Here is an 18,261-nt window from a genome sequence, read left to right on the forward strand (position 1 = left end):
ACACCTTACCCACCCTTAACCATATTTATGCCACACTTACATTCTAACACTAAAAATTACTTAAGATGAGGTGTTGTATTGTGATGCATTGGCTGTTAAACGTAGACTTACACTAATTATAACATAACGCTCTTTTTAATCGAGTCAAAAAAATGCATCCATCCACTTTTTTTTTGTAAAAAGTAAAATAATTTGGAGGTTTTTTATTCCTGTCCGGATAACCTTTTTTAAGGTTTTTCCAATTGGCTAAAATACCAGGATGTTCGAAATATTTGTCTTGCAGAACAAAGTAAGCCTGCCTATCGGCTAAAAAAAAATTTTCATTCAACCTTTCCTTTCATTTCAATATTGACTGACACAAGTGATTTATTTTTATAAAATATACAGGGTGAAGTATATAATGTATTTTTATATTTGCAGCCCCAAATGTAGACCGAATGGATTTTGAATTACAAGTAACAGACCCCAAAAGCAGAGCACGGACAGGAAAAATAACCACGGACCATGGAGAAATAGAAACGCCTATTTTTATGCCCGTAGGAACTGTGGGAAGCGTTAAAGGCGTGCACTTTAACGATTTAAAAAAGGATATTGAAGCCCAGATAATCCTCGGCAACACTTACCATTTGTATTTACGCCCGGGATTAGAAATAATTGAAAAAGCTGGAGGGCTGCACAAGTTTAATGGTTGGGACCGTCCTATATTAACAGACAGCGGCGGCTATCAGGTATTTTCCTTAAGTGGCAACAGAAAACTAAAAGAAGAAGGGGCTGTTTTCAGATCACATATAGATGGATCGAAACATTTATTTACGCCTGAAAACGTGGTTGATACACAAAGAATCATTGGGGCGGATATTATAATGGCCTTTGACGAATGTGCACCTGGGGATGCGGATCACAAGTATGCTAAAAACTCTATGGAGCTTACCCACCGCTGGCTGAAAAGAGGAATCACTCAATTTGATGCAACGGAAGCGAAATACGGTTATTCTCAAACATTTTTTCCCATAGTACAAGGGGCAGGTTTCAAAGACCTCAGAAAACAGTCGGCCGAATACATTGCTTCTTTTGAGAGAGCGGGGAATGCCATTGGCGGTCTTTCTGTTGGAGAACCCGCAGAGGTAATGTATGAAATGACGGAAGTGGTTACCGGCATCCTTCCCGAGGACAAACCTCGCTATTTGATGGGCGTTGGAACTCCGGTGAATATATTGGAATCCATTGCGCTTGGCGTGGACATGTTTGATTGTGTGATGCCCACACGAAACGGACGAAACGGAATGCTCTTTACTTCGAGAGGTGTGATGAACATGAAAAACGAAAAATGGAAAGATGATTTCTCGCCTATAGACCCAGAAGGAACCTCCTTTGTCGACCGTCATTACACCAAAGCTTACCTTCGGCACTTGTTTGTTTCAAAAGAACTTTTGGCGGCACAAATTGGGAGCTTGCATAATTTGGCCTTTTATTTGTGGTTGGTGCAGGAAGCACGTAAACATATTCAAGCCGGTGATTTTAGCGAATGGAAAGACAAAATGGTAAAACAGATGTCGTTAAGACTGTGATCAATCAGCTTCTTAACTTGGTTAAACCAATATCGAAATAAACCGGAGCAATAGTTTTGTCCGTTATTTTTTTGTTCTTTTGTAAACAATTTAAAGTATACCACTTCAAATGAGAGGAGCCATACAAAAGCTTGACAGGTACATCATTAAAAAATTCTTGGGCACCTACTTCTTTGCCATTTTGCTTATCATCAGTATAGCGGTAGTGTTCGATTTCACCGAAAAAATCGACAACTTTCTCGATAAAGAAGCACCCCTGAACGCTATTATCTTCGATTACTACGCTAATTTCGTGCCCTATTTTGCCAACCTGTTTACTCCGCTCTTTGTTTTTATCGCGGTAATATTCTTTACCTCAAAGATGGCATACGATACAGAAATAATTGCCATTTTATCGGGAGGCGTAAGCTTCAGGCGATTGATGTTTCCTTATTTTGTAGGAGCCCTAATAGTGGCCATTTTCTCATTTTTACTGGGCGCATATGTCATTCCGCCTTCCAATAAAACCAGGCTCGAATTTGAGTCCACCTACGTAAAAAACAAAAAAGACACAGGGCTAACCGACATCCATTTACAGTTGGAACCCGGATTATTTGTTTACATGGGAAAGTTTTACGGGTACAGAAACAAAGGAAGTTACTTTAGTGCTGAGCGGTTCGAAGGAACCAGGTTGATTTCGAAGCTTTCATCACAAAGCATTACTTACAATAAGGACAAAAAAAACTGGACGCTGACCGACTATATTCAAAGAGATTTTATTGACGAAAAACACATAGAAATAACCGAAGGAAGCAAGATTGATACCGTATTTAACATGACACCATCGGATTTTAAATCGGAACACAATTGGTTTGAGACCATGACCAATACCGAACTTGATACCTATATAGAAGCTCAGACCCAGAAAGGTGTCGGCTCGGTTAAACCGTATATTATTGAATATTACAAGCGTTGGGCCAATCCTTTTTCAGCTTTTATTCTTACCTTGATAGGCGTTTCACTGGCTTCCAGAAAAGTGCGGGGAGGTATTGGATTGCATATTGGAATTGGCTTGGGACTTAGTTTTGGATATATCCTGTTTATGACTGTGTCTACCACATTTGCTATTAACGGAAATATGAATCCCCTTATAGCAGTATGGCTTCCGAACCTGGTGTTTGCTCTTATTGGTGTGTATTTGTATAACAAAGCGCCTAAATAGCATTAAAAAGAATGATACTTGGGCAAAAATATCGGTAATATCAGTGCTAGTGCAAAATGATTTTTTCTGCAAGTTTTCGTATCAAAATAATTTTTGTATTTATGTACCCTGAAATTGCAAGCATATTCTTATTTTTAAGACATTGATTTGTATTAGGTTAATTAAAAATGTTTAACTATGTCATTGAAAAAACACATCCTTGATCTTCGGAAAAGAAAAGAAAAGGTTGAAATGGGGGGTGGCGAAAAAGCCATCGAGAAACAAGTGGCCATGGGTAAAATGACTGCCCGCGAGCGTATTCTTGCCATTCTTGACCAGGATTCTTTTACAGAGTACGATCTTTTTGTTGAGCACGAAGCCAAAGACTTCGGGATGGACAAAAAGCAACTTCATGGTGATGGTGTGATTATCGGAACCGGTACTATTTATGGCGCACCCATTTGCGTGTTCGCCCAGGATTTTACCGTAGCCGGTGGTTCTTTAGGGCTAATGCACGCCCGTAAAATTACTAAAATCATGGATCACGCTTTAAAGATGCGTGTGCCTTTAATTGGAATTAACGATTCCGGCGGTGCCCGTATTCAGGAAGGGGTTAACTCTCTTGCCGGGTATGGAGAAATCTTTTACAGAAACACCATTGCCTCCGGTGTCATCCCTCAAATCTCAGTAATTCTTGGGCCTTGTGCCGGAGGAGCTGTCTATTCACCTGCTTTGACAGACTTTGTGTTTGTGGTAGATAACATTTCTAAAATGTTTATCACAGGTCCGGGTGTGATTAAAACTGTTCTGGGAGAAGAAATCTCGATGGAAGAACTTGGTGGAGCACGTGTACATGCCGAAACTACCGGTAACGCACACTTCTTTGCCGAAAGCGAACAAGAGTGTTTCGAACAAATTAAAAAGCTAATCACTTATATCCCTTGGAACAATAGCAAAAAAGCGAAGGAATTTCCTCCAAAAGAACCAGTTTTCAAAGGAAATATCGAAGACTTGATTCCTTCTGACCCGCGCAATCCATATGATGTACGCGACGTCATTAAAGGAATCGTGGATGACGGTGACTTTTTCGAAATCCAGGAACTTTTTGCTGCAAACATCGTAATCGGTTTTGGCCGATTGAACGGACAGACTATTGGTTTTGTGGCCAACCAGCCACTTGTGTTGGCTGGGGTATTGGATTGTGACAGTTCTGACAAAGCAGCTCGTTTTATCCGTTACTGTGATTCATTTAACATTCCAATCGTTACCCTTGAGGATATGCCAGGTTACCTTCCGGGAGCGGATCAGGAACATGCAGGTGTTATCCGACATGGTGCAAAAGTACTATATGCTTATTCCGAAGCTACCGTAGCAAAGGTTACCGTTATATTACGTAAAGCCTACGGAGGTGGTTATATCGCCATGAACTCACGTCACTTAGGTGCTGACTTTATGTTTGCCTGGCCTACCGCGGAAATTGCTGTAATGGGACCGGAAGGTGCTGCTAACATTATCTTCAAGAAAGAGATTGAGGGAGCTGAAAACCCGGATGAAATGCGTCAGCTTAAAGTTCAGGAATACCGAGAGAAATTTGCCAACCCTTATGTTGCTGCAGCTAAAGGTTACATTGACTCGGTAATTGAGCCTAACGATACACGTAACATTCTTTTACATGCTTTGGAAGTTTCTGAAGGCAAGGACGTTCATCATCCTGAGAAAAAACACGGTATCCCTCCATTTTAAATCGACTAATAATGAGTAACAAAAAAGAATTGGTTGGCTTTAGGGTACATACCATGGAGTACCAAACAAAGGTTACTAAAAAGTATACCGATAGAAAACCTTGGCAGGCTCCGGATCCTTGCGAGATCCGCTCTCACATCCCAGGAACGGTAATTAAGTTTAACGTGAAAGTTGGCGATGTAGTTAAAGAGGGAGATTCTATAATGGTGCTGGAAGCCATGAAAATGCTAAATCAGATTACGATGCCGTTCGACGGTAAGATCAAGGAGATTTGCGTTAAGAAAGGTGATAAAATTCCTAAAAATGAATTGATGATACTTATTGAAGTATAAACATCGATTTAAGAAATCATATTAAAGCCCTGGAGAAAACCGGGGCTTTTTTTATAATATTTCGGCCCAAGAAAAACAATTAGCAAATTCAATATCAGGCTCCTCCTTAAATAATCCAAAAACAGCCGCACCACTTCCTGTCATCGAAGCATAAACCGCTCCTTTGGTATACATCTTTTCCTTTACATCCTCAATTTCAGGATAATTTGGGAAAACAGCAGTTTCAAAGTCGTTTTTTATAATACCTTTCCAGTTTTCAACAGGTAACCTTAATTGATCTTGAAAATCTATTTCGGGCAGTCTTGGCGTAATTCCGCGATAAGCCACAGGTGTTGAGACATGGATATCGGGTTTAACCAACAGCAAATGGTATCCTTTTAGGTCAATATTACATGGAGATAGTACATCACCAATGCCGGTTGCCGTATGTGGTGTATTATATATAAAAAAAGCACAATCGGCTCCAAGTTCTGCCGAATACTCTAGCAACTTCCGTTCTCTAATTCCCAAATCAAACATCTGGTTTAAAGCTTTTAGGGTGAAAGCAGCATCTGCCGATCCCCCACCCAAACCTGCTCCAAAAGGAATAACCTTATGCAAATGCATCTTAACCGGTGGTATTTCATAGTCTTTTTTCAAAAGCATTAACGCTTTTACGCAGAGATTATCTTCCGGATCAGCATCTACATCAATACCACTGTAACTCCAAACAAAATCCTCCTTGCCATTTTTATTCTCTATAATTTCCAGTGCATCCTTCAGTTGCGTTGGATAAAATAAAGTTTCGATATTATGGTAGCCATCCGGTCTTTTTTGGGTTACATATAAACCTATATTAATTTTTGCGTTGGGGAAACAAATCATAATGCATCTTAAAAAAGTTGACCAAAGATATATAAAGTATCAAGATTAAAAATCAATTATAAACAAGCAAAATCATCGGGTAAAAATTATTAGGCTGATTTAAATCTAATTACACAATTACTTAAAAACATTTTGACAAGCGGTATTGATGACTAAATTTTGTTGATTAACTTTGTGACCCGTTTGCAGAAATTACGAATCAGGTTATGGCAGAGAAAAGAAGTTACACGAACAAAAAAGCACCACAAAATATTGATTTAGAGGTTGGAAGGATGCCGCCACAAGCGTTAGAACTTGAGGAGGCTGTATTAGGTGCGTTGATGTTAGAAAAGGACGCCTTTACTGCTGTAGGCGAAATACTTAAGCCCGAGTGCTTCTATAAAGATACACATCAAAAAATTTATACGGCTATCCAAAACCTTAACTCAAAGGATTTACCTGTGGATATGTTAACCGTAACCCAGGAATTAAGAAGTCTAGGTCTTTTAGAAGAGGTAGGTGGTGCATTTTTCATCACTCAATTAACCGGCAGGGTTGCCTCTGCAGCCCACATCGAGTATCATGCCAGAATTATTTGGCAAAAACACCTTCAGCGCGAGGTAATCCGAATCAGCTCGGAAATTCAAACCAAAGCTTTTGATGAGGGATATGATGTGGATGATTTGTTGGATGAATCGGAAAGTGCTTTCTTTAAGTTGAGCCAGGGCAACATGAAAAAGGGGGTTACCCAGATTAACCCTGTGATTGACGAAGCTATTGAGATGATTAAAATAGCATCGCAGCGCGAAGATGGATTAAGTGGTGTTCCTTCCGGTTTTCATGACCTGGATAAAATAACCTCTGGTTGGCAAAAAACAGATATGATTGTAATCGCTGCCCGACCTGCTATGGGTAAAACAGCCTTTGTACTATCCATGGCACGTAACATGGCCTTGCAGTTTAACCAAAGTGTCGCCGTGTTCTCCCTGGAGATGGGTAACGTACAATTGGTAAATCGTTTAATTGTATCGGAAACGGAGCTTCCTGCCGAAAAAATAAAGAAAGGTAATTTAGTGAGCTACGAGTGGGAACAACTCGATCATAAGATTCAGAACCTGATTGATGCACCCATTTATGTAGATGACACGCCTGGCTTGTCCGTTTTCGAGCTAAGAGCCAAATGTAGAAAACTCAAAAAAGAGCATGATATCCAAGTCGTGATTATCGACTACCTTCAGTTGATGAATGCAAACGGGATGAACCCGGGATCCCGTCAGGAGGAAGTAAGTTTGATTTCCCGAAACCTTAAGGGACTGGCCAAAGAGTTAAATATCCCTATCATTGCTCTTTCACAGCTGAACCGTGGTGTTGAAGGACGAGCGGGTGCAGAAGGAAAACGCCCCCAACTATCTGACCTAAGGGAATCGGGTGCGATTGAGCAGGATGCCGATATGGTATGCTTTATTCACCGACCTGAATATTATGGAATCACAGAAGATGAACAGGGCAACAGCTTAATTGGAATGGGGCAAATTATCATTGCCAAACACCGTAACGGTGCCACGGGTGATGTTAACTTGCGGTTCCGGGGTGAACTAGCCAGGTTCGAAAACCCAGACACGGGTGTATTTGGTGCCGACCTTGGTATGGATAAAGGAGGTCAATCGGTCACTTATGGTTCCAAAATGAACGAACCTGCCGGGGGAGACAACTTTAACCGGGCTCCGGCCGCAAATGAATTTGGCCTCCCGGATTTCCCGCAAAGTCCTCACGACAAGGATATGCCGTTTTAATTTGGTCAATAAAGGATTAGTCATTGGGTTATAATAAGTAGTTGACTATGCGAAGCTTCTATTGACTGTTGACCGATGACTATTTCACTATTCCTTTTAACATTGGCACAAAGGCAAAACGGCCAAATTCCTCTTGGCTGAATTCTGTTTTTGATTCGCGCGTTATTCGTGTCATTATCTGAACTTCGTCCCCTCCTACCGGGACAACCATCATTCCACCTAAACAAAGTTGGGTAAGTAATTCCTCTGGTATTTTGGGTGCGCCTGCGGTTACAATAATCTTATCGAAAGGCCCAAACTGGGGTAAACCTTTGTAGCCGTCTCCCAAGAAAAAACGAAGTTTATATCCCATCTGAGGAAGTATCTTGCTGCTTTTTATATAAAGTTCTTTCTGGCGTTCAACGGTAAACACTTTAGCATCCAACTCACATAGCACAGCTGCCTGATATCCGGAACCCGTTCCTACTTCAAGTACTTTCTGCCCGGGTACCACCTCCAACAATTCCGATTGAAAAGCGACAGTATATGGTTGCGAAATAGTTTGTCCGGCACCGATAGGAAATGCCTTATCCTGATAGGCAAATTGTATAAAACTACTCTCGAAAAACATATGGCGAGGAACCGCTCCTATAGCCCTTAACACGCGTTCATCTTTAATTCCTTTACGAGTAATTTCCTGAACCAACCTGTTCCTTAATCCTTTATGCCTAAATGTATCCATGTTCATAATTATGTAATCCTCAAAAATAATGCTTCCCGAGAATTTAAAGGCCATACAACATACTTTTAATTGTAAATTATTTTAATTCTCATACTTAATCGAAAGCAATAACGTTATATTAGCAATTGTATATGTTAGCAACATGCCTGGGATAAAAGAAAAGGAATCTACTAAGTTTAAACGAATTGTTGATAAAGAAGTAGCTTTATGGCACTTTGCAGGCGATATTATAGCGCTTATTCTATGCCACATCCTATTTTTGGGCAAATATCGGCTACCATACCACGAAATTTTTTCTCCACTAATTCCGGTTCAAATTGAGCATATGAGTGTTGCAATTGCAATAGCTACCGTGATTATTCTGTGGCTTTTTGCTTTTTATATCTCGGGTCATTATAGCAACCCGGCCCGAAAATCAGGGCTTCAAATAATTGGCCCTACCGCAGCCACTTGTTTTATTATGTCCGTTTTGTTGTTTTTCATGTTAGATAATTATTCCCCCATTGAACTAACAACAAACGCGATAAGCTTATCCTTACGATATCTTTTCGTGGTTTTTGTATTTACTTTTTCGTTCCGGATGGCAATCATTAGCCGACTACATCATCTTATAATAACAGGAAAAAGAGGGTATAAAAAGATATTCGTGGGTAATAATCAACAAGCTTTAGAAATATTGAAAGAACAAAAAGATGCGAATGCATTAAGGCAAAAGTTTGTGGGATATTTAGTTGAAGATAATGAATCCGGTTATGACATGACCGAATTAATACCCTGTCTCGGAAGTGTCTCCGATATTGAAGAGCTGGTCAACCTAGAAGATATTGATGAGGCGGTTGTGTGCTTAAACCAATCGCACCACGAAACAATAAATCACGTTATTAATATTCTAAAACAGAAAGACATACTCATAAAACTATCCACCAACATTAATCAAATGCTGGAGGGAACTGTTAAAACACAGAATCTGGAAAGTTCTCCCTTCATCACCATCACAAACCATAAAATACCGGTTTGGCAAGGATTGGCGAAAAGAATTTTCGACTTCGTCATGGCTTGGACAGGTCTGATAATTTCAACGCCTCTTTTCATTGGGATTGCAATCGCCATAAAAAACAATTCAAAGGGACCGGTTTTCTACCAACAGGAACGTATTGGTAAAAACAAAAAACCATTCATGATTTATAAATTCCGATCAATGTATACGGATGCAGAAAAAAATGGTCCGGCACTAGCTTCGCACAATGATCCCAGGATTACAAGCGTAGGGAAATTTATACGTAAATGGCGAATGGACGAACTGCCCCAGTTGATTAATATCATCATGGGAGACATGTCTTTTGTTGGCCCCAGACCCGAAAGACAGCATTTTATCGACCAGATCCTCCCCAAAGCTCCTCATTATGCGCACTTATTTAACGTTCGGCCAGGCATTACCTCCTGGGGTATGGTAAAATATGGCTATGCCGAGAATGTTGAAGAAATGATTGAAAGACTTCAGTACGACATACTTTACCTCGAAAACAGAACGCTTGTAATTGATTTTAAGATTATGTTATTTACTTTGAGGACAATTCTTAATGGAGAAGGAAAGTAATATTCTTTTTTGACGAACCTGGGAAAAGCGATTCATTTATTAATGCTTTATACTGGATACCGCAATTGGGTAAAGCACAATAAAGCTATTTATTCTTGCCTTTAAAATCGCATCATACCAAACCCGACCACATTCAATACCCATCACTTACGTGAAAAATCACTAAAAATTGGTATATGAAACTCAAACCAGATACAATACTTTTGTGTTTCAATTATAAATATAGAATATGGAGAAGCATCAACATGAGAAGAAAACACTTTGGGTAGTTTTGTTGACTGCCATTACTATGGTAGTCGAAATTATATTTGGAATCACAACAAACTCGATGGCTTTATTAGCTGATGGTATTCACATGGGTTCCCACGTTCTGGCAATTGGTTTAAGTTGGTTAGCTTATGTTATTGTAAGAAAAGTTTCCCAGAATGAAAAATTCAGTGGCAACTCCAATAAAATCCTCTCCCTTTCGGGATATAGCAGTGGCTTGATGCTATTAATATTTGCTATTGTTATCGTGGCAGAAGCAATTGAACGATTCTTTAATCCTGCCGACATTGTTTACAAAGAGGCAATTTTGGTGGCTACTATTGGGTTGGTCGTAAATATTGTCAGCGCATTTCTGTTGCATCACGAACATGAACAATCCGACCATAACATTAAAGCTGCCTACTTACACGTAATCGCTGATGCTTTAACCAGTTTGGCTGCTATTTTAGGATTAACTGCTGCTATGATTTGGGATATACCTTTTATTGACACGATTGCGGCGATTCTAAGTTCTATAGTAATTATTAAATGGTCTATTGGATTATTAAAGGATTCAGGCATTGTTTTATTGGATATCGACAAGGAACATAAAGGACATATCCACGGACATGGGCATCATCATTAACATCAAACGAAATGTACAAATCGTTATATCATTTTCCCAAAATGGATTGTCCGTCCGAAGAAAACATGATACGCACGAAACTGGATGGACTACATTCAATTAGAAAATTAGAATTTGATATAAAAAACTGAAACCTCACTGTATTTCATGCATAAGAAGATAATGAAATATTATCTCGCTTGGAATCATTAAACCCGCAATATGCATTAGAAATTTTATTACACATTGTGAAATTACTTTAAAACAAGACACTTCGTTGCATCACTTCAACTCACCAGAACGATGCTCCCGAAAGTAATCGGGCCTAGTTATACCTCGTTTCAGTAATACCTTGTTTTATTGTACTTGCAATGCTCATGACGAACCTACAATACATAATCCGGGTTAAACTTTGGTGTAAAACTGTCAAATTCAAGTTTGGCAGACGATAAAGGTATTAAAATAAAACGTTGCTATTTGCAATCAAAATTGCTTTGGTCTGTTCTAATAATTAATTTTGGTTTCTTTATAATTGAATTAACAACAGGCTTAATCTCCAAATTAATGGGGTTGGTAGCCGATTCGTTGGTATATGGACTTAGCTTATGGGCTATTGGCTCTGCTGTTCTTAGAAAAAAGAAAGTAGCCCGTTTAAGTGGTTATTTCCAGTTGACACTTGCCATAGCAGGAATTATTGAAGTGACCAGAAGGTTTGTTGGCTTTGAAGCTATGCCTGATTTCCGAATTATGATTGATGTATCTATCTTTGTCTTAATAGCCAATGCAATTTGCTTATACCTACTCCAAAAATCAAAAAGCAAAGAAGCTCACATGAGAGCGAGTATGATATTTACATCCAACGATGTGATCACTAAAGCAGGGGTGTTTCTTGCAGGATTATTGGTATTACGCACACAATTCAAATATCCCGATTTAATTATTGGCCCAATGGTTTTTTTGATAGTTGTAAAAGGGGCAATTAGAATATTAAAATTGGGAAAATCATGAAGTTTATCGTACTAAAATCAACAATTACCTGTCCTAATTGCGGATTTCAAAAGGAAGAAACCATGCCGGAAGATTCATGCCAGTTTTTCTATGAGTGTGAAAAGTGCAAATCTGTCTTGAAACCAAAGAAAGGTGACTGTTGCGTGTATTGCTCCTACGGTTTGGTAAAATGTCCCCTAATGCAACAAGGTCAAAACTGTTGTTAATTGTATCTTTGCAATATGAATTCAACAACTCTACATATCAAAAACATGGTCTGCAAGCGCTGTATAAAAGTGGTCAGGGACGAGTTTGCAAAGCTGGATTTGATTATTGAAGAAATAGAGCTAGGCAAAGTCATTGTTTCTCCCCAGCTCTCAAATGATAAAATTGAAGAAGTCAGACAAATTTTAGATGAAAATGGTTTTGAGTTAATTGATGATAAGAAAAGCAAATTGATTGACAGTATTAAAACCTTAATCATCGAAAAAATACACTACGCTGAAAACTCATTTGAGTCAATTAACAACTCTGATTACATCGCAAAAGAGTTAGGTTTTGATTATTCCTACCTTAGTAATTTATTTTCGTCGGTAGAAGGCATTACCATTGAGAAATATATTATCAATCAGAAAATAGAAAAAGCAAAAGAGCTGCTGGTTTATGATGAATTATCCCTAAATGAAATCTCCTACCAATTAGGATATAGCAGTGTCCAGCACCTTTCCAATCAATTTAAAAAAGTTACCGGACTGACGCCTTCCCACTTTAAAAAACTCAAAGAAAACAAGCGGAAACCACTTGACGAGGTGTAATCTCCTGATGCAAATCCGAATTTAATTCTACAAGCAAATTCCAATCGGCTATCATGAAACTTGCGTCTCAGAAACAAAAATGATATAACTTTTTTCCAAAATCGTGTAATAGCCATCACATATTTACTTCCTTACTTTGTAATATTAAAAAATGGAGGTTTAAAACAGAGCCATGGAAGTACTAAAATATGTTACCACGTTTCTAAATGATTTGGTGAAGATATTGAGTGAAATGTCTCCTTATCTTTTGCTTGGTTTCTTTTTTGCCGGATTGCTTTATGCCTTTATTCCAAAGAAGAAAATCGAAAAATATTTTAATGGTAAGCCTTTTAGGTCTTCGGTATTAGCTTCTTTGTTAGGTGTGCCATTGCCGTTATGCTCATGTGGCGTTATTCCAACAGGTACGGCTTTTTATAAAAATGGAGCATCTAAAGGAGGTACGGTTTCCTTTTTAATATCCACACCGCAAACCGGGGTTGATTCAATATTAGCAACTTTTTCTTTGTTGGGATTACCCTTTGCGATAATCAGACCATTGGCAGCTTTGGTAACTGGTATAACAGGTGGGTTAATTACAAGTGTTGTTACTAAAACCGAATCAGATACACGAACATTTCAGAAACAAACCGAGGAACATAAAACATTTACTCAAAAGGTAGTCGATGCGTTTCGTTATGGATTTATTGAGTTTATTCAGGATATATCCAAATGGCTGGTGATTGGATTGGTATTGGCAGCCATTATTTCTGCATTAATACCCAATGAATTCTTTGAGCTTATGAATATGCCCCCTATTGTTCAAATGTTCTTAATTCTGCTTGTTTCTATCCCACTTTATATTTGCGCTACAGGTTCAATCCCTTTGGCAGCAATATTGATTCTTAAAGGTATAAGTCCGGGAGCTGCATTTGATTTATTAATGGCTGGCCCGGCAACCAACGCTGCCACAATAACCATGATAGGTAAAGTATTGGGAAAAAGAAGTTTGATTACTTATTTGGCAACCATTATTGCGGGGGCTGTGGGATGTGGATTAATAATTGATTACGCTTTGCCCACCCAATGGTTTACCGAAATCGCCCATCAACATTTGGGCCATAATCATGGGCAAAGTATAAACTTGTGGCAATTTACATCAGGCATTGTTCTAATTGTCCTCATCATCAATGGATATGTTCAGAAATATCTGAACACCAAAAAGAGTACTATTCAATTAAATAATAATACCATGGAAATTAAAACAATAAAAGTGGAAGGAATGACTTGCAATCATTGCAAGGCAAATGTAGAAAACAACCTCGAAAAGTTAGATTTTCTAAGTAAGGCAGATGTTAATCTAAGCGATAAAACGGTTACGCTTAAAGGCGACAACTTTGAAATGGAGAAAATAAAAGAAGTCATAGATTCTCTTGGTTATAAACAAATCGAATAGCTAGTAGTTGAAGAAAACCGGGGTTAACATTTTGTTAACGGCCACCATTTTATAAACATTTATTCAATAATTTCGTTTCTTTGTATATAACCTCTATATAATGCTTAGAAGAATTACACATATTATAATGGCACTATTCCTGACTACAGCAACAGCAGGAGTAACCATTTCTATGCATTATTGTGGGGGAGAATTAATCTCAACTTCTCTTTATGTGGAGGCTGAGGCTTGTTGCGATTCAGACGATTGCTGTAAAAACAAGACCGAAGTATATCAGTTAGATGAAGATTTTTCTGTTTCAACGGCAATAGAAATACCCGAATCAGTTCATTTTTATTTATTGGCAGTATCATTAGTAGTCTTCAATTCTATGATTGAGGAAAATTCAATTGCTGAGGATTATGAATTAATTGATTCGCCGCCACCGCCAAAAATTCAGACTTCCCTTGCCATAAGGCAAACTTATCTTTTATGATTTTGAAACATGGAAGCAAAGCTATGGTAGTTGTACCATGGCTTAAATGCTTGTGCATTTAATTTGTGTTTGAAATAGAATTATAAAAGAGAATCATGTTGAATAAAACCATAAAGTTTTTTCTTGAAAACAAACTGGTTACGTTTTTAGTACTCATTGTTTTCATTTCGTGGGGAATTGTAAACTCTCCTTTCGGTTGGGATACCGGTATTTTACCCTCCGACCCCGTCCCTGTGGATGCCATTCCCGATATTGGCGAAAACCAACAAATTGTTTACACCGAATGGCCGGGCCGTTCGCCACAGGATATCGAAGACCAGATTTCGTATCCACTCACCACTTCCCTCTTGGGTATCCCGGGAGTTAAAACTATCCGGAGCAACTCCATCTTTGGCGTTTCCAGTATTTACATCATCTTCGACGAAGATGTAGAATTTTACTGGAGCCGTACCCGGATATTGGAGAAGTTAAATTCGCTGCCCGCCGGAACGCTGCCCGAGGATGTAACGCCCGCTTTGGGACCCGATGCCACAGCATTAGGCCAGATTTACTGGTACACTTTAGAGGGCCGTGACAAAGACGGTAATCCCGCAGGAGGATGGGACCCGCATGAGTTGAGAACCATACAGGATTTCTATGTGCGTTATTCGTTAACATCTGCAAAAGGCGTTGCAGAAGTAGCATCCATTGGGGGTTTTGTCAAGGAGTATCAAATAGACATTGACCCGAATGCCATGAAAGCCCATGGGGTGAATGTAGCGCAAATAATGGCTGCCGTAAAAAACAGCAATCTCGATATAGGCGCACGAACCATTGAATTTAATCGTGTAGAATATCTGGTTAGGGCATTGGGGTATATTAAAGACCTCGAGGACCTTGAGAAGAGTGTGGTTGCAGTAAAAGACAATGTCCCTATCCACATTAAAGATGTGGCAAAAGTAAACTTTGGTCCATCTACCAGGCGAGGCGGCTTGGATAAAGGAGGAGCAGAAGCAGTTGGCGGCGTTGTGGTTGCCAGATATGGTGCAAACCCATTGCATACCATCGATAACCTTAAAAAGAAAATAGCTGAAATTGAACCGGGCTTACCCTCAAAGACATTGGCAGACGGCACTGTTTCAAAAGTAACCCTCGTACCTTTTTACGACCGTGCCGGATTAATTAAAGAAACTTTGGGCACACTGGAAGAAGCCATTTCGCTTGAGTTGTTAATCAGCATTTTGGTGGTTATTGTTTTGGTGTTTAACCTAAGGGCTTCATTCTTAATTTCAAGCTTATTGCCCATTGGTGTATTGATAACTTTCATAACCATGCGCCGTTTTGGTGTCGATGCAAACATTGTAGCACTCTCAGGTATTGCTATATCAATTGGGGTTATGGTTGATGTGGGGGTGGTGTTTACCGAAAATATAATCAGGCACATAGAACTGCCTGAACACCTCGGCGCAAAAGGTAAAAAACTTTTAAATGTGGTCTATAAAGCCACAACAGAGGTGGCGGGTGCGGTGATAACGGCCATTTCTACAACCGTTGTTAGTTTCTTACCCGTTTTTGCTATGGAAGCAGCAGAAGGCAAGCTATTCAAGCCATTGGCTTTCACCAAAACATTTACAATGCTTGCTGCATTGCTCATTGGGTTGATCATTATTCCAACCCTGGCCAATTTTGTATTCTCTATACGTTTCGACAAAAAAAAATACCGGAAAACCCTGAACATTACATTAGCTGTTGCAGGTATTATCATCTCAATTCTTAGCGGATATTATATCGCTTTAGTTTTGACCGCATACGGAGTAAATGCATTTTTTGCAGACAGGTGGTCTAAAAAAAGAAAAGGTTGGACAAACTACATCAACATCATTACCACAGGTGTTACCATCATCTTTTTCCTGACAAAAGCATGGTTACCACTTGGGGCGCAAAACAGCTTGTTTGCCAACTTCCTGTTTGTAATCGTAATTGTTGCAATTGTTTTGGGCGCTTTATCCATGGTGGTGTTGTTCTACCCAAGGCTTTTGAATTGGGCATTAAACAATAAATGGAAATTTTTAACCCTACCAATGCTGATTGTAGTATTTGGAATAACTACCTGGCAAGGTTTCGATAAGCTCTTTGGATTTATACCCGATTTTGTAAAAAAAACAAATTTATACATCACCTTATCAGAAAAAATGCCGGGTATCGGTAAAGAATTTATGCCATCGCTTGACGAAGGTTCGTTCTTATTGATGCCAACCACCATGCCACATTCTGGAATTGAAGAAAATCTGGAAGTCATCAGAATATTGGATAAAAAAGTAAATGCTATTCCTGAAGTTGAAAGTGTAGTTGGAAAATGGGGACGGGTAAATTCTGCACTTGACCCTGCACCAACCTCCATGTACGAGAATGTCATCAATTATAAACCGGAATACATTCTGAATGAAAAGGGGCATCGAATGCGTTTTAAAACCGATAAAAATGATGCATTTGTTTTGGTTGATGGTTCAACTTACAATCCCAAAGAAGAGGGATTCCGGTTAATCGAGAAAGAGAATCTGACAGAAGATAAAAACGGTGAATATTTCCGGCAATGGAGAGATGAAATACAATCTCCCGATGATATTTGGGACGAAATAATCAAACAATCCTCCATACCGGGATTAACTTCGGCTCCCAAATTACAACCTATCTCAACCCGTTTGGTAATGCTTCAAACAGGCATGCGAGCTCCCATGGGAATAAAGGTGTATGGTCCTGATTTGGAAAGCATCGAAAAAGTTGGCTTTGAAATTGAAAATCATTTGAAGCATGTGGAGGGTGTTGAAAGCATGTCGGTATTTGCCGACCGTGTAGTTGGCAAACCGTATTTGGAAATGGAGATAAACCGGGATGCCATTGCACGATATGGAATTACCGTAAAAAGCTTACAAAATGTAATCAGTAGCGCTATTGGCGGCATGCAATTAACAACTACAGTTGAAGGTAGGGAACGATTCCCGGTTCGCTTACGCTATGCCCGTGAATTTCGTGACAATCCCGAGGACTTAAAAAAGATATTAATTCCAACAGCGAGCGGCTCCCAAATTCCATTGGGAGAATTAGTCACATTTCATTACGTAAGGGGCCCGCAATTAATTAAAAGTGAAAATACATTTCTTGTAGGGTATGTAATCTTCGATAAACAAGATGGCTTTGCCGAGGTGGATGTGGTGGAAAATGCACAGGAGTACTTATCTGGAAAAATCGAATCGGGTGAATTTATTGTTCCTGCGGGCGTAAACTATGTATTTACCGGAAACTACGAGAATCAAATCAGGGCTACAAAACGTTTAATGATTGTTATTCCAGTTTCGTTGATAGTCATATTCCTGATACTCTATTTTCAATTCCGTTCGGTAACATCAACATCGTTAATCTTTACCGGTGTTATTGTTGCGTTTTCCGGTGGTTTTATCATGTTATGGCTGTATGGTCAGCCCTGGTTTATGGATGCTACAGTAGGAGGCATACATCTTCAGAATTTATTCCAGATAAAAACCATTAACCTCAGTGTTGCTGTTTGGGTCGGCTTTATCGCCCTTTTCGGTGTGGCAACCGACGATGGTGTGCTCATCAGTACTTACATTAAACAACTTCAGGAAAAGAATAATCCGAAAAGCGTAAAAGAAATTCGTGCGCTTATTTTAGAAGCTGGTTCAAAAAGGGTGCGCCCGGCCATCATGACAACCGCAACAACAATAATCGCTTTACTTCCAGTGCTGACTTCAACGGGTAAAGGTTCTGATATTATGGTCCCAATGGCCATCCCACTGTTTGGAGGTATGACTATTGAAGTGTTAACCATGTTTGTGGTTCCGGTGCTGTACAGTATGTGGCAGGAACAAAGAATAAAAAAGGAAATGAGACAACAAAAAGTATAAGC

Annotated in this window: 15 protein-coding genes; 13 read left to right on the forward strand and 2 right to left on the reverse strand. The window is 39.3% G+C overall.

Annotation, left to right across the window (positions count from 1 at the left end):
- The first annotated feature begins 437 nt into the window (after positions 1-437).
- The 4 genes from tgt (at position 438) to ACT29I_RS04435 (ending at position 4,823) form a co-directional block, all read left to right on the forward strand.
- Positions 438-1,568 (forward strand): tRNA guanosine(34) transglycosylase Tgt, encoded by a 1,131-nt coding sequence (gene tgt, locus ACT29I_RS04420; RefSeq protein WP_430931577.1) that lies wholly within the window; start codon positions 438-440, stop codon positions 1,566-1,568.
- Between the two features lie 109 nt (positions 1,569-1,677).
- The gene (locus ACT29I_RS04425; protein WP_430931578.1) at positions 1,678-2,769 is read left to right on the forward strand and encodes an LptF/LptG family permease; all 1,092 of its coding nucleotides are present in this window, start codon (positions 1,678-1,680) and stop codon (positions 2,767-2,769) included.
- Positions 2,770-2,946: 177 nt separating this feature from the next.
- Positions 2,947-4,491, forward strand: coding sequence for an acyl-CoA carboxylase subunit beta (locus ACT29I_RS04430; protein WP_430931579.1), 1,545 nt, complete (start codon positions 2,947-2,949; stop codon positions 4,489-4,491).
- Between the two features lie 11 nt (positions 4,492-4,502).
- Positions 4,503-4,823 carry an acetyl-CoA carboxylase biotin carboxyl carrier protein subunit gene (locus tag ACT29I_RS04435; RefSeq protein WP_430931580.1) on the forward strand — a complete coding sequence of 107 codons (321 nt, stop codon included), beginning with the start codon at positions 4,503-4,505 and terminating at the stop codon, positions 4,821-4,823.
- A 51-nt stretch (positions 4,824-4,874) separates the two neighbouring features.
- On the opposite strand, the gene ispE is transcribed toward ACT29I_RS04435, so the two are convergent.
- Positions 4,875-5,687: a 4-(cytidine 5'-diphospho)-2-C-methyl-D-erythritol kinase gene (gene ispE, locus ACT29I_RS04440; protein ID WP_444792745.1), complete on the reverse strand. Its 813-nt coding sequence runs from the start codon at positions 5,685-5,687 to the stop codon at positions 4,875-4,877.
- 206 nt (positions 5,688-5,893) lie between these two features.
- Here ispE and dnaB point away from each other — a divergent pair, with 206 nt between their 5' ends.
- Complete coding sequence (gene dnaB / locus ACT29I_RS04445; RefSeq protein WP_430931582.1) at positions 5,894-7,459, forward strand: replicative DNA helicase; 1,566 nt, start codon at positions 5,894-5,896, stop codon at positions 7,457-7,459.
- 79 nt (positions 7,460-7,538) lie between these two features.
- Here the strand turns inward: dnaB and ACT29I_RS04450 are convergent, their stop codons facing one another.
- Positions 7,539-8,234 (reverse strand): protein-L-isoaspartate(D-aspartate) O-methyltransferase, encoded by a 696-nt coding sequence (locus tag ACT29I_RS04450; RefSeq protein WP_430931583.1) that lies wholly within the window; start codon positions 8,232-8,234, stop codon positions 7,539-7,541.
- Between the two features lie 88 nt (positions 8,235-8,322).
- Here ACT29I_RS04450 and ACT29I_RS04455 point away from each other — a divergent pair, with 88 nt between their 5' ends.
- From ACT29I_RS04455 to ACT29I_RS04490, 8 genes are all read left to right on the forward strand, one after another.
- Positions 8,323-9,777, forward strand: coding sequence for a sugar transferase (locus ACT29I_RS04455; RefSeq protein ID WP_444792746.1), 1,455 nt, complete (start codon positions 8,323-8,325; stop codon positions 9,775-9,777).
- A gap of 229 nt (positions 9,778-10,006) precedes the next feature.
- Positions 10,007-10,669 carry a cation diffusion facilitator family transporter gene (locus tag ACT29I_RS04460; protein ID WP_430931585.1) on the forward strand — a complete coding sequence of 221 codons (663 nt, stop codon included), beginning with the start codon at positions 10,007-10,009 and terminating at the stop codon, positions 10,667-10,669.
- 456 nt (positions 10,670-11,125) lie between these two features.
- Complete coding sequence (locus tag ACT29I_RS04465) at positions 11,126-11,656, forward strand: cation transporter (RefSeq protein WP_430931586.1); 531 nt, start codon at positions 11,126-11,128, stop codon at positions 11,654-11,656.
- Positions 11,653-11,862, forward strand: a complete 210-nt coding sequence (locus tag ACT29I_RS04470) for a GDCCVxC domain-containing (seleno)protein (RefSeq protein WP_444792747.1) — start codon at positions 11,653-11,655, stop codon at positions 11,860-11,862. Before ACT29I_RS04465 ends, ACT29I_RS04470 begins: the two co-directional genes overlap by 4 nt.
- 15 nt (positions 11,863-11,877) lie before the next feature.
- Positions 11,878-12,450, forward strand: coding sequence for a helix-turn-helix domain-containing protein (locus tag ACT29I_RS04475; protein ID WP_430931588.1), 573 nt, complete (start codon positions 11,878-11,880; stop codon positions 12,448-12,450).
- Between the two features lie 172 nt (positions 12,451-12,622).
- Positions 12,623-13,882, forward strand: a complete 1,260-nt coding sequence (locus ACT29I_RS04480; protein WP_444792748.1) for a permease — start codon at positions 12,623-12,625, stop codon at positions 13,880-13,882.
- Between the two features lie 100 nt (positions 13,883-13,982).
- Complete coding sequence (locus ACT29I_RS04485) at positions 13,983-14,357, forward strand: HYC_CC_PP family protein (RefSeq protein WP_430931590.1); 375 nt, start codon at positions 13,983-13,985, stop codon at positions 14,355-14,357.
- A 95-nt stretch (positions 14,358-14,452) separates the two neighbouring features.
- Positions 14,453-18,259, forward strand: a complete 3,807-nt coding sequence (locus ACT29I_RS04490) for an efflux RND transporter permease subunit (protein WP_444792749.1) — start codon at positions 14,453-14,455, stop codon at positions 18,257-18,259.
- Positions 18,260-18,261 lie beyond the last annotated feature (2 nt).

This window comes from Saccharicrinis sp. GN24d3, assembly GCF_052400645.1.
GTDB lineage: Bacteria > Bacteroidota > Bacteroidia > Bacteroidales > Marinilabiliaceae > Saccharicrinis.